At 48.6% G+C, this 13,566-nt stretch carries 10 protein-coding genes and 1 other annotated feature; of the genes, 7 read left to right on the top strand and 3 right to left on the bottom strand.

Annotation, left to right across the window (positions count from 1 at the left end; genetic code table 11):
- Nucleotides 1–77 precede the first annotated feature (77 nt).
- The 5 genes from PHF27_RS09900 to PHF27_RS09880 all read left to right on the top strand — a co-directional run bounded on the left by PHF27_RS09900 (nucleotide 78) and on the right by PHF27_RS09880 (nucleotide 5,829).
- Complete coding sequence (locus PHF27_RS09900; RefSeq protein ID WP_300069265.1) at nucleotides 78–989, top strand: chemotaxis protein; 912 nt, start codon at nucleotides 78–80, stop codon at nucleotides 987–989.
- A 376-nt stretch (nucleotides 990–1,365) separates the two neighbouring features.
- Entirely contained in the window at nucleotides 1,366–2,157 is a 792-nt protein-coding gene (locus PHF27_RS09895; protein WP_300069262.1) for an electron transfer flavoprotein subunit beta/FixA family protein, read from the top strand.
- A gap of 28 nt (nucleotides 2,158–2,185) precedes the next feature.
- Nucleotides 2,186–3,229, top strand: coding sequence for an electron transfer flavoprotein subunit alpha/FixB family protein (locus PHF27_RS09890; protein WP_300069259.1), 1,044 nt, complete (start codon nucleotides 2,186–2,188; stop codon nucleotides 3,227–3,229).
- 14 nt (nucleotides 3,230–3,243) lie between these two features.
- A complete protein-coding gene (locus tag PHF27_RS09885) occupies nucleotides 3,244–4,650 on the top strand; it encodes an FAD-linked oxidase C-terminal domain-containing protein (RefSeq protein ID WP_300069256.1) in 1,407 nt (468 codons plus the stop codon).
- Nucleotides 4,651–4,737: 87 nt separating this feature from the next.
- A complete protein-coding gene (locus tag PHF27_RS09880) occupies nucleotides 4,738–5,829 on the top strand; it encodes a sugar diacid recognition domain-containing protein (RefSeq protein ID WP_300069253.1) in 1,092 nt (363 codons plus the stop codon).
- Nucleotides 5,830–6,004: 175 nt separating this feature from the next.
- Here the strand turns inward: PHF27_RS09880 and PHF27_RS09875 are convergent, their stop codons facing one another.
- From PHF27_RS09875 to PHF27_RS09865, 3 genes are all read right to left on the bottom strand, one after another.
- Nucleotides 6,005–7,339: a (Fe-S)-binding protein gene (locus PHF27_RS09875; protein ID WP_300069250.1), complete on the bottom strand. Its 1,335-nt coding sequence runs from the start codon at nucleotides 7,337–7,339 to the stop codon at nucleotides 6,005–6,007.
- 3 nt (nucleotides 7,340–7,342) lie between these two features.
- Nucleotides 7,343–8,722, bottom strand: a complete 1,380-nt coding sequence (locus PHF27_RS09870) for an FAD-linked oxidase C-terminal domain-containing protein (protein WP_300069248.1) — start codon at nucleotides 8,720–8,722, stop codon at nucleotides 7,343–7,345.
- Nucleotides 8,723–8,893: 171 nt separating this feature from the next.
- Nucleotides 8,894–9,550, bottom strand: a complete 657-nt coding sequence (locus tag PHF27_RS09865; protein ID WP_300069245.1) for a response regulator transcription factor — start codon at nucleotides 9,548–9,550, stop codon at nucleotides 8,894–8,896.
- A gap of 210 nt (nucleotides 9,551–9,760) precedes the next feature.
- On the opposite strand from PHF27_RS09865, the gene lgt reads away from it, so the two are divergent.
- Both lgt and leuS read left to right on the top strand, forming a co-directional pair.
- Entirely contained in the window at nucleotides 9,761–10,552 is a 792-nt protein-coding gene (lgt, locus tag PHF27_RS09860) for a prolipoprotein diacylglyceryl transferase (protein WP_300069242.1), read from the top strand.
- A gap of 49 nt (nucleotides 10,553–10,601) precedes the next feature.
- Nucleotides 10,602–10,817: a binding site (T-box leader), on the top strand.
- Nucleotides 10,818–10,867: 50 nt separating this feature from the next.
- A complete protein-coding gene (gene leuS, locus PHF27_RS09855; RefSeq protein ID WP_300069239.1) occupies nucleotides 10,868–13,354 on the top strand; it encodes a leucine--tRNA ligase in 2,487 nt (828 codons plus the stop codon).
- Nucleotides 13,355–13,566: the final 212 nt, after the last annotated feature.

The raw sequence follows: 13,566 nt of genomic DNA, 5'->3' as shown, positions 1-13,566 counted from the left end.
AGAAATGATCAATAATAGGATCACTATGCAAGATGTACGTTAAAAACATAAAAGCAGCATGTAGGAGGTAGTGCGTAATGGAACAAGGCACTGATAAAAAAGGCATTCTCCTGGAGTCGGGAACGAATGAATTTGAAATTGTAGAATTTGTAGTTGGTGATGTAACCTATGGCATTAATGTAGCGAAGGTTCGTGAGGTTATTAATTTGGTGCCTGTCACTAAAATGCCGAATGTGCATCCCTATGTGGACGGCGTGTTTACCTTGCGCGGGCGGGTTATGCCGTTGGTCAATTTGCCACGCTGCCTAGGACAGGGAACCGATAAAGAACCGACAAATATTATTGTTAGCGAACTGAATGAATTTTATGTTGGCTTTTTGGTTCACGGCGTGTCGCGAATTCATCGGATTTCTTGGAGCGCCATGGAAGAGCCGCCGGCGATCAGCAGCTCGGAAATGGTGGTAGGCATTGTGAAGATGGCTGAGAAAATGGTATTGCTGCTGGACTTTGAAAAAATCGTTTCTGAAATTAATCCGGAAATCAATCAAAAGCTGACCAGCATTCCTACGGCCAACGAACGGCTGACGAGCTTACGCAAAACTAAGCGTGTTTTGGTGGCGGAGGATTCGCCTTTATTGCGTGATTTGCTGGTGGGTACGCTTCGTGAAGCAGGCTATGAAGAAGTTATTGTCTGTCACAATGGCCAGCAGGCGTGGGAACGGCTAGACGCTATTGCCAAGTCTGGCGAAGATATGAACAACTATGTAAATATTGTTATTACCGACATTGAAATGCCGAAAATGGACGGACATCACCTTTTGAAACGCATTCGTGAGGAAAGTCGCTTGGCGGGATTGCCTGTATTCATCTTCTCTTCCTTGATTAATGAAGAAATGCGTCGTAAAGGCGAAAACTTGGGAGCGGACGGGCAAATTTCCAAGCCGGAAATTGTGCAATTAATCGATCTTATTGATAAGAAGATTCTGTAATTAAATAAGTTACGGAATTAACTTTTATAAGGTGCCCTTATGTTATTGACATGCAAAAAAAATATAAGTTATAATAAACCCATCGGCTGGAACACTGCTTAAAAGTTATGATGGTATACAGCGCGACGGGTTACAAAGTGAAGACTGGCTTGGCTTAAGAGACGTAGTATGGCAGTTTGCAAGCAGATGCCGGCAAAATGTTGTTTCTTTTGCATTACAAACAAGGCTTTGCGGATGAACCCGCAAAGCCTTTCTTTTTAGGAATGTGCTTGTTGTAACATACTTTCAGGCAGTGCGTCGAAAAAGTCCGCCGGAATCGTGTGAACGGTACAGGCGGCAAAGCCCATTTTGAAAAAAAGATTGGGAGGTACACGTTGTGCATATTGTTGTGTTTGTGAAGCAAGTGCCGGGGACAGAAAATGTCAAGATGGATCCTGAGACGGGAGTCATGATTCGCAGTGGCAAAGACGTCGTAATCAATCCTCTGGATGAAAACGCGTTGACAGAGGCCATCAAAATCAAAAATTCTCGTGATGATGTTCGGGTAACCGCCGTCAGCATGGGACCGCCTACTGCGGAAAAAGCTCTGAAAGAAGCCATTGCCTTAGGGGCTGATGCTGGTATTTTGGTTTCCGGGCGCGAGTTTGCTGGTTCGGATACGATTGCTACGGCAAAAGCCTTGGCAGCAGCGGTTCGCAAAGCTGGAGAAGTGGACATCGTTATTTGCGGCGAGCGCGCTACTGATGGTGAAACCGGCCAGACGGCCGCTATGGTTGCTCAATATCTTGACATGCCTGTGCAGACCTACGTGTCCGCCGTTGATGTTTTTGATGACAAAGTCATTGTAAAACGTACAGTTGAACGCGGTTTCGAACGGGTGGAAGTTCCCACTCCGGTGTTGATCAGCGTTAACAAAGATATTAATGAAGTGGGCATGCCTACGTTGAGCGGCAAATTGCACGCGAAAACCGTAGCTGTTGATGCTTACGACGCCGCTGGTCTGGGCATTGAGAAATGCGAAGTTGGCTTAGGTGGTTCGCCGACCCGCGTGGTAAAAGTATTTAGCCCGAAATTGGCGCGTGATACCATTATGCGTAAAGCCGATGGCACGACCAAACCCGTGGAAGAGCTTGTCGAATTCCTGGTCAAAAAAGAAGTACTGGGTTAATTTGGAATGAAATAGGGGGTAACGTGACGTGTCTACTTATCTGAACGCTGGCGTAGATCGCGAAAATTTCATGGCATCCTTTAAGGGTGTTTATATTCTGGGCGAGCAACGGAACGGCCAGATTTTGCCTGTAACTTATGAGCTGATTGCTCGCGGCCGCAGCTTGGCTGATGATTTGAATGCCAAGTTGACTTGTGTATTGTTGGGAGAAACTGTCGAAAATCCGGAACAAGCCATTACGCAAGGGGCTGACCGTGTTGTTTTCATTAAGGATGCTTCCTTGGCGCATTTCCTGCCGCGTCCTTACACGAACGCTATTTGCAAATTGGTTGAAGAAGAGCGTCCGGAGATTATCATTGCTGCAGCTACGACCACGGGCCGTACGGTTATGCCTCTGGTAGCCGCTAAGCTGCATACCGGTCTGACCGCAGACTGCACTTCGCTGACTATTGATGCAGACACCAAATTGCTGTTGCAAACCCGTCCGGCCATCGGCGGCAACATCATGGCTACCATTAAAACGCCTGACCATCGTCCGCAAATGGCGACTGTCCGGCCGCGTTCCTGCAAGCCCTTGGCTGCTGACGCTTCTCGTAAAGGCGAAGTAATCGAAAAGAAATTTGAAGGCGCTACCTTTGTGACGCCTGAAAAATTCCTCGAATTCATTACCGATACAACCCAGGCTGTAGGCGTGGAAGATGCTGAGATCGTCATTGCTGGCGGTAAAGGCATGAAGAACACAGATGGCTGGAAAATCATTGAAACGCTGGCTGAGCTTCTGAATGCCGGCGTAGGCGCTACTCGCGATGCGGTAGAGCTGGGCTGGACTACTTATTCTCACCAGATTGGCTTATCCGGCAAGACTGTTGCGCCGGTGCTGTATATCGCTATGGGGATTTCCGGTAAAATCGCCCATTTGGCTGGTATGCAAACTGCCGACGTGATTGTGGCTATCAACAAGGATCCCGAAGCGCAGATCTTCAAGGTCGCCGACTTCGGTATTGTTGGCGATGTACTTGAAGTCGGTCCTATGCTCATTGAAGCGGTGAAACAACTCAAGGCAAAAGCGTAAGGAGGATCCAGGCGATGCAATTCAACAAAGTAACCCAGAAACATATCGATGAATTGAAGGCCATCTTCGGCGACGCCAACGTATTGTTCGACGAAGAGAAGATGGATATGTACTCCCGCGACGAAGTATCCGACAAGCAGTGGGAGCATATGCCGGAAGTAGTAGTTAAAGCGGGTTCCGCTCAAGAAATCTCGGAATTGTGCAAATGGGCTAACGTCAACATGGTTCCAATCACTCCTCGTGGCGGCGGTTCCGGTCTGGCTGCAGGCGCGGTTCCTTTCAGCGGCGGCGTGGTTCTTTCCACAGAGCGCATGAACAAAGTTCATGAAATTGACACCCAGAACCTGTTTATGGTTCTTGAGCCCGGCGTAACCACCGGCGAAGTACAGGCATTGGCTAAAGAACAGGGCTTGCTGTATGCTGGCGATCCTTGCTCGGCTGACTCCTCCTTCATTGGCGGTAACATTGCCACTAATGCTGGCGGCAACCGCGCTGTAAAATATGGTACTACCAGCCGTCACGTATACGGTCTGGAAGTAGTAACCCCCGCTGGCGACATTGTCACCTTGGGCGGTAAAAACGTAAAAGACGTAACTGGCTATGACGTAGTGCATCTCATGGTCGGTTCCGAAGGCACCTTGGGCATCGTGACCAAAATTTGGCTGAAGCTCATTCCGTTGCCGAAATATGTGGCTGACTTGCTGGTTCCTTTCGAAAAAATGCAAGACGCCATCAATGTGGTGCCTAAAATCATGACTGCTGGCGTCGTGCCGACTTGCTTGGAGTTCATGGATAGCGACTCCATCAAGGCTGCAGAAATGTACCTCAATAAAAAGCTGCCTCATAGCGATGCTGGCGCTTATGTCATCATCGAAGTAGACGGCTCGACGGAAGAGCAAGTGCAGGCTGACTATGAAGCTGCAGGCAAAATGTGCATGGAAAATGGGGCGATGGAAGTATTTGTTTCCGACAACCTCTCTAGCCATGAGCGCATCTGGAAAGCTCGTAAATGCTACGCAGAAGCTCTGCGTATGCTGAGCCCTGTGTACTGCATGGAAGACATTGTTGTGCCGGTTTCGGAAATTCCGAAAGCCCTGGAAGGCATTGCTAAAATTGCTGCCAAGCACAGCTGCAGAATTCCGTCCGCTGGCCATGCTGGCGACGGCAACATTCACTGCACCATTCTGCGCGAAGATCGGGACGAGCATACCTGGCATGAACTAAAAGATGCAGTTCTGCCGGAAATTTATGAACTGACCTACTCTCTGGGCGGCAACCTGTCCGGCGAGCACGGTATTGGCGCTAAGCGGGCAGAAGCCATGGATCGTCATATGACACCTGAGCAGAAAACCGTATTTACTCTGGTGAAAAAAGCATTTGACCCCAATGGCATCATGAACCCTGGCAAAGTGCTGATCTAATTGATGCGTAAAAAGAGCTTCCCCGCAGGGGAGGCTCTTTTTTGTTATAATGAGATAGAATAGGAATCGCTGAATGAGGTGCAGGAAATGGCAAAAGGTTTGAAGCGGCAGCTAGATGCGAGATTTGCTCAAACGTTGGTGGATATTGTAGCGGCAGAACTGAATAAAAATGTAAATATTACAGATGAACATGGCGTCATTATTGCTTCTTTTAGCACGGAACGCATTACCCAAGTGCATGAAATTGCCGCAAATATGCTGCAGACAGGCGTGATTCGGGAATGCGCCGTCAGCGAAGAGGATGAGCGTCAATGGAAGGGCGTGCGTAAAGGCTGGAATGTACCTATTCTTTTTGAAAATCATTGTGTCGGTGTTATTGGCGTCAGTGGCGAACCGGATACTTCGGCGCCATATGCCAGATTGGCCGCCCGTTTTGTAGAGGCGGCTCTGCAGGCCAATGCACGTCAGGAAGAGCTGGTGCAGGCTCTGAACGAAAAGAAAGAGCTGCAGTCCAGTCTGATGAACCGGATCATTCAGGCCCAGGAAGAAGAACGCAGGCGTATCTCAAGGGAACTTCACGATGAAACAAGTCAGGCGTTGACATCAATTATTGTCGGCTTGCGTGTCTTAGCTGCCGGAGCTAAGGGGCAAGAGGAAGAAAGCAGCTTGCTGCAGATGCGCGATTTGGCGGTACAGACGCTGGAGGCGGTGCATCACCTGGCCGTGGAATTGAGACCTATCCTTTTGGATGATTTAGGGCTGCTGGCCGCGGTGCAGAAGTATATCGAAGGGTATATGAAGCAATATGGCATACAGGTTCAATTGCATGTAAGCAATATGCATAGGGAACGCTTTCCTAGCGAGCTGGAAACAACAATTTATCGGATCTTGCAGGAAGCTTTGACCAATGCAGCTCGTCATGCTCAAGCAGAACAAATCGACGTAACCCTGGCTAAACAGCGGGGGAAAATTATTTTGGTAGTAGCAGATAACGGCATCGGTTTTGCGGATGGGCGCTACACGGGGCATCAGGGGTATACGGCCCTTGGCATTTATGGCATGCGCGAGCGGACGGCTTTATTGGATGGAACCCTGGAAATCAAGTCGTCTCCTGGAGATGGAACGACGTTGATCGTGGAGATTCCTTTGCGTAGACGTAAAAAAACGGAAGAAATTTAGCGAGAAGTATAAACTTCAAAATACAGAGCAACTAAGAAACCTTGAGAGGGTAGTGGAGGCAGGGTGCGCAGCCTAAGTAAGGAGAGAGGCATGGTTTATAAAAGTTGTCAGTGGATTCGAGATAAAAAAACGGTGAGACTCGCGATTGCGAATCTCACCATTTTTATTAGAAAAATTATGCTTTTTTAGCGCCAGCCTGGTAAGAGCGATCCAAAAGTTGAATCACATGGTAGCAGTTTTGCGGCTGGTTGTTTTGAACCAAGCCATCAGTAAGAAACATACGGCAGCTGGGGCAGCTGGTTGCGACATTGTCGGCCTTGGTAGAGGCAATGTCGGCAATTTTCTTGTCGTTAACCTGACGCGCAAGGTCGTAATGCGCCAAGTTGAAGGAGCCTCCTGATCCGCAGCAACGGTCAGGCGCACTCATTTCGACGAACTTCAAGCCAGGGATGGCATTGAGAATTTCGCGAGGCTGTTTAGTGACCTTTAGACCGCGAGCCATATGGCAAGGGTCATGCATGGTAATGGTTTCGTTGACTGGACCAAGAATGTCTTTGCGGAAGGGGAGAACGTCTACTAGAAATTCGCTGATTTCGTAGGTCATGTTCGCCAGTTTTTCCGCGCGCGCTTTCATTTGCGGATCATCATGGAAAATATGGGGATATTCAATTTTCAAGGCTTCGGCGCAAGAACCGCAAGAAGCGATAACTGCATCCAAGTTATATTTTTTGATAGCGTCTTCAAAGACTTCGATGTTGTGTTTCGCGAAAGCCTGAGTCCGCTCAGTCTGGCCGTAAACATAGACCGGCGTGCCGCAGCAATGCTGAGTACTGGGGATGACGATTTCAACATCGTTGGCTTTGAGGACATTGACTACCGATTGTCCCATATCTGTGTAGATATAGTTAATGGTGCAGCCTGTGAAAAAGCCGACTTTTTTCTTGGGGTTAGCAACAGTGATACGCTCCGGAACCTGGCTGCGGAACGGTGTTGCAGCAAAGGGAGCCGTAATACGCCGTGCGTCCATGCCGGGCATGGGGAAACGGGCGACAGCAGCCATGGGACGAGGCAGCTTTTTGAAGCTCAAAGGCCCGAAAAGGCCAGCCATGCGCAAAGCAAAGTCAAAAAGCTGACGATGCTTGAGCAGGTTGAAGACATTCTTTTTGATAGGGCTCAAGCCGCGCGCCTTGGCTGCTGCTCGACGTCCACGAATGATAAGCTCATCCGCAGGAACGCCGCAAGGGCATTTCGTGGCGCAGGCTTTACAAGACAGACAGGTGAGCATGATCTTTTCGAATTCTTCACTATACGGAAGCTGGCCTTTTAAAACCCCTTCCATTAGCGCCAGTTTGCCGCGAGCAACGGCGCTTTCTTTGCCGATTTCTTTGTAAAGAGGGCAAACTGCCATGCAGTTGCCGCATTTCATACAATTAGAAAGGGCATCTTCGATATCCTTTAAAAGAGATGTATCTTGGGCGTGTAAATCCGCTCCTGTGATTTGGTTGCTCATGGCTTAACACTCTCCTACTAGTTTGCCAGGATTGAGGATCAGATTGGGGTCAAGGGCGCGCTTAATGGAACGCATAGCATTCATGGCGGCAGGACCATGCTGATCTTCCATATAGCGAAGTTTGCCCAAGCCGATACCGTGCTCGCCGGATAAAGTACCGCCTAATTTCAAAGCGCCAAGGAAAATGTCATCCATGGCTTTATATACGCGGCCCATTTCTTCTTCATCGCGCAAGTCGCAAACGATGGTAGGATGCATGTTGCCGTCGCCGGCATGTCCGAAGGTGCCGATGGTAACATTGTACTTTGCAGCTGCATCATTAACTAAGCGAATCATAGCTGCAACCTGGTTACGGGGAACCGTAGCATCTTCCACAAATGTGGTAGGACGCAATTTGGCCAGAGCCGGCAGGGCGGCACGGCGAGCAGCCCAGAGATTGTCGCGATCTTGTGCATTTTTAGCTAATTGAGCTTGACCGTCATATTTGTTGAGGATTTCTACTACCTTGGCAGCTTCTTTTTCCACAACTTCCGGAAGACCGTCTACTTCGATCAGAACAACGGCTTCGGCGTCCAAAGGAAGGCCGCATTTTGCGTAATCTTCTACAGTGCGGATGGTAGCATTATCCATAATTTCCAGCGTAGCCGGAATGATTTTAGCAGCTACAATGGCGGAAATAGCTTGGCCGGCTTTATCCAGATCATGGAAAACAGCCATCATGCTTTTTTGAGCTTCCGGAGCGGGAACCAATTTCAAAATCAGCTTGGTGATAACGCCCAGAGTGCCTTCGGAACCAACCATAAGCTTGGTGAGGTCATAGCCGGAGACATCTTTTACATTTTTGCCGCCGCAGTTGATGATTTCGCCGCTGGGAAGAACTACTTCCATACCCATGATATAATGCTTGGATACGCCGTATTTCAAACCACGCAGGCCGCCTGCGTTTTCTGCAGCAGTGCCTCCGAGAGTAGCCGTGGCAACAGTGCCCGGATCCGGCGGATAAATAAGGCCGTTTTTAGCAACCTCTGCGTTTAAAGTGGCAACGATTACGCCGGGCTCGGCCACGGCAACTAGGTTTTCCAAATCAACTTCGATAATTTTGTCAAAACGGGTCATCAGCAACACGATGCCGCCTTTGGTAGGACAGGTGCCAGCGCTCAGGTTCGTGCCGGAGCCGCGCGTGTAAACCGGGATTTTGTTGGCATTAGCTACCTTGAGGATCTGGGAAACTTCTTCTGCATTTCCCGGGATGACAACAGCGTCCGGCATATGCGCGTGGCCGGGTGTTGCATCATAAGAATAGGTGTACAAATCTTCCGGGCTGGTTAGAACATGGTCGGTACCGACAATCTTTTTGAGTTCCTGGATTTGGGTTTGTTGCATACCTTTTCTACCCCTCTACTTATAAATTTTGACAATAGAAATAATAAAATAATATAAATAATCGAATCTATCACAATTATAGTTCGAACGTTCATCCTTGTACAGGGGGTATAAAAGGTAACCTTCGGTAAGATATACTGTTATAAGCGTGTGGGGTAAAGCATTACAACGTTATGTGTTGATGAGCTTGTAACGGATGGCATAGTTTACAAGTTCTGATTTTTTACTCACGTTTAGCTTGTTCATAATGCGAGAACGGTAGGTGTCTACGGTTTTAGCGCTGATGGAAAGCATTTCTGCAATTTCGCTGTTTGTATGACCTTGGGCTAAAAAGCGGAGGACTTCCCGCTCTCGAACGCTGAGCAGGACATAAGGATTTTGATTGTCCGGTTCGTTGACAGAGGTGCGGAGCAGGCTTTCGATCAATGTTTGAGAAATTGTTTCATTTAAATGTTTTTTTCCTTCGTGAATCTTGACAATACCCTCAATTAATTCCGTGTCCGCAGACTTTTTCAAGACATAACCGTCGGCGCCAGCGCGCATAACTTCCTTAATATATTCCTCATCGTCATACATGGTAAGAACCAGTACGCGGCAGGGAAGGTTACGCGAGCGAATTTCTTTAAGCACATCGACGCCGGTCATGCCCGGCATAGACAAATCCAAAATAAGAACATCCGGCGAAAGGTGCTCTACCATATGCAAGGCTTCCAAACCGTCACCTGCTTCTCCGATGACTTCGAATTGGGGTGAGCAGTGAAGCAGGGCTTTAAGGCCGGACCGCAGTACGGCATGATCATCTGCCAGGATAATGCTGATTTTTTTCATGGACGTAAAACTCCTTTCGCAAAGAGCCGCTGCTTTACGCAATGGTTCCATAATGCTTCCTTTTAGCATAGCACAGAGGCGACAGCAGGGAAAGCGTCGATTCCCTTGTCAGGGTGCGGTGAATCTTCTATAATATAAAGAAATTGTGATGAGGCGGGCAAGGTTGATCGGATTGTCTGCTTTGTCGGCGATAGGGCGAGGAGTTGTGACATGCATCCATATCTTTTTTTTATTGGTGACTTTCCTGTGCGTTCTTATGGCATGGTGATGATGTTGAGTATTGTTTTGGCAACTGCAGTGGCTTACTTTTTGGCCAAACAGGATGGCCGCTGGCATCAGCATGTGCCTGATTTTGGAATTTGCTGCGGCTTTGCCGGGTTAATAGGAGCACGCCTTTGGGATGTGTTCTTTTTCGACTGGAGCTATTATCAGCATCACCTTTTGGAAATTCCTTTTGTTTGGCAAGGCGGCATGGCCATTCAGGGAGGGGTGGTATTCGGCGCGTTGGCTGGCTATTGGTATACTAAGCGCCATGGCATTGACACCTGGGCTTTTGCAGATATTGCAGCCGCACCTGCTGTGATTTTCGGCCAGGCATTGGGACGGGCTGCTAACTTGCTTAATGGTGACGCTTTTGGTCGTCCCACAGGAGAAAGCTTCGGTATTGTTTATCCCACTGGGTCTCTAGCGCAGCATACTTACGGCATGCAGCCACTCTGGCCGGCGGAGATCTGGGAGGGACAGCTCGACCTGGTTATCTTCGCGTTGCTGCTGCTGTTGCGGACAACAAATCACCGCAAGGGACAAGTGTTTGCTTGCTATGTATTTTTATATTCAACGGCGCGTTTTGGCCTGGAATTTTTGCGGGGCGATTACGGGACCTTGCTTTGGGGGCTTAAATCAGCACAGTTGACAGGAGGCGCTATGGCCGTGCTGGCGTTGCTCGTTTTTGCGCTTTTGGGACGGTTTGGAAAACCTATTCGTGATATAAGCGACAATTGACTCTCTTAGTAGATTTAGTTATAATATATCTCATATTGGGTTCTTATATAAAAATCCAAAGACGCAAACTAGTATGTAAGAATAGGCTTCAGAGAGTTGGCGGTCGCTGTGAGCCAATGCCATGGACTTACGGAACTCTTTGCAGAGGAGCGGCGCTGAATTTGCAGTAAGCGTTGCCGCGTCGCCGGCGTTATTGGTTGGAGAGGATGTCTGCGTTTGTTTAGGCATCAAGCAGGGTGGTATCGCGGGTGCGCTCGTCCCTGGCACAATGCCAAGGGGCGTTTTATTTTTTTTAGAAGGAAGGAAGCAAAGACGATGATTGAAAATAAGTATGTTCCTTTCGAAATTGAACGGAAATGGCAAGAAAAATGGCACGAGGAAAGCCTTTACCAGACTAGTTTGAACCGACAGAAACCGGAATACTATGTTTTGGAGATGTTTCCTTATCCTTCCGGCAATCTACATATGGGTCATGTGCGCAATTATTCCATTGGCGACGTTATCGCCCGCTTTAAAATGATGCAAGGCTATAATGTGCTGCATCCTATGGGGTGGGACGCGTTTGGCATGCCAGCGGAGAATGCCGCTATTAAAAATGGCATCCATCCGGCAAACTGGACTTGGTCCAATATCGACAACATGCGGCGTCAACAGCAGGAATTGGGCTTGTCTTACGATTGGAGCCGCGAGGTGGCTACATGCCATCCGGAATACTATCGCTGGACGCAATGGCTGTTTTTGCTCTTTTTAGAGCGCGGCTTGGCTTATAAAAAGAAGGCTTCCGTTAATTGGTGTGACGAATGCAATACTGTATTGGCTAATGAGCAGGTTATTGACGGTCACTGCTGGCGTTGTGATTCGGCAGTTGTCAAAAAAGACCTGGAACAATGGTTCTTCCGTATTACCGACTATGCGGATCGTCTCTTGGAAGATTTGGACGAACTGAAAGGCTGGCCGGAGCGGGTAAAAACTATGCAGGAAAACTGGATTGGCCGCAGCGAAGGCGCAGAGTTTTCCTTTGATTTGCCCGAATTGGGCGAAAAAATCCCTGTTTATACCACACGGCAGGATACCGTATTTGGCGTTAGTTATGTTGTTTTAGCGCCAGAGCATCCGTTGGTGGAGAAAATGATTGCCGGCCGCCCGGAAGAAGCTGCAGTGCGCGCTTTTGTGGAAAAAGTGCGTTCTATGAATGAAATCAGCCGTACTTCTTCGGAAACGGAAAAGGAAGGCATTTTTACCGGCGTTTATGCGGTTCATCCATTTACAGGAGAACCGGTTCCGGTATGGGTAGCTAACTATGTGCTGTACGAATACGGCACAGGCGCTGTCATGGGCGTGCCGGCCCATGATGAACGCGACTGGATTTTTGCCGGTAAGTACGGTTTGCCGAAAAAAGTGGTGGTACAGCCGGAAGGGCAGATTTTCGATGTGGCTTCCATGGAAGGCGCTTACGACGGAGCCGGCGTACTTGTTGATTCCGGACGTTTCAGCGGCTTGAGCAATGAGGCGGCTAAAAGCGCCATTGCTTCTTGGCTGGAAGACCAAGGCGTAGGAACGCGGCGGGTCAATTATCGTTTGCGTGATTGGCTGGTATCCCGTCAGCGCTATTGGGGCGCGCCTATTCCTGTGATTTATTGTCCTGAGTGCGGCGTTGTACCGGTGCCGCAGGAAGATTTGCCGGTGCTGCTGCCGGAAAATGTGCGTTTTGACGCTGGCGTAGTCTCTCCCTTAGCGGATGCGGAAGAGTTTGTGAAATGCAAATGCCCGAAATGCGGAGCTGACGCGCGGCGTGAAACGGATACAATGGATACCTTTATTTGCTCTTCTTGGTATTATTTGCGTTATACGGATCCGCGCAATACCCAGGCGCCTTTTGATATGGGGAAAGGCGACTACTGGATGCCGGTAGACCAATATATTGGCGGTATAGAGCATGCTATTTTGCATTTGCTGTATTCTCGCTTCTTTACTAAGGTATTAAAGGATGCCGGCTTGATTAATGCCAATGAACCCTTTAAGAACTTGCTTACCCAGGGTATGGTGCTTAAAGACGGTTCGAAAATGTCGAAATCTAAGGGCAATGTCGTAGCTCCAGGGGAGATTGTTGAAAAATACGGCGCCGATACAGCCCGTTTATTTATTCTTTTTGCAGCGCCTCCGGAACGGGATCTGGAGTGGAGCGATCAGGGCGTAGAAGGCGCCTTCCGTTTCTTGGGTCGTTTCTGGCGGATCATGCTTCACTATGCACAGTTTATGCCTGCTGAGGAAAACGGCGAATACGCGCCAGAACAGCTGGAAAAAGAAGCGAAAGAATTACGCCGGGCGCTTCATGGCACCATTAAAAAGGTGACTGAGGACGTTGAACAGCGTTTTAACTTCAATACAGCGATCAGTTCCATTATGGAATTGGTTAATGCTATGTATGCTTTGAAAGAGGAGCCGAAAGCCCAGGTTTCCGGTTTGGCGCAGGAACTAGTTTCGTCTTCACTGCGTCTAATTGCCCCTTTTGCGCCGCATATGGCCGAGGAGCTTTGGCAGCTTATCGGCGGAAATGGCAGTGTGCATAAGCAAAGCTGGCCGGTGTATGATGATGCAGCTTTGCAGGTGGAAGAAGTGGAATTGGTTCTGCAGATCAACGGCAAGGTGAGAGACAAGATCGTTGCTCCTGTTGGTCTGAACGCTGCCGAGCTGGAAACGCTGGCTATGGGGCAAGAACGGGTGCAACAGGCGATTGGTGACAAAAAAGTTGTAAAAGTTATTTGTGTGCCGCAAAAATTAGTGAATATTGTAGTAAAATAGAAACAGAGTAAAGAAGACATTGGCAAGGCCGATGTCTCTCTAAAAAAGGAGCTGTTACTATGGCAAACTGCAACGAAACGAACTGTATTTGTCCGAAGAACAACTGCGAGCGGCACGGCAAATGCTGCGAATGCATCAATTTTCACCGCAATAATCAAAATCAAGTATTTTGCATGCGAGAAGGAAATTATACGGGAAAATAAAAGGTCTAT

Origin of the sequence: Anaeromusa sp. (assembly GCF_028691475.1) — a bacterium.
Taxonomy (GTDB): Bacteria; Bacillota; Negativicutes; order Anaeromusales; family Anaeromusaceae; genus Anaeromusa.
Note: the sequence above shows the minus strand (reverse complement) of the source record. Positions and strands in the feature narration are given on the sequence as shown.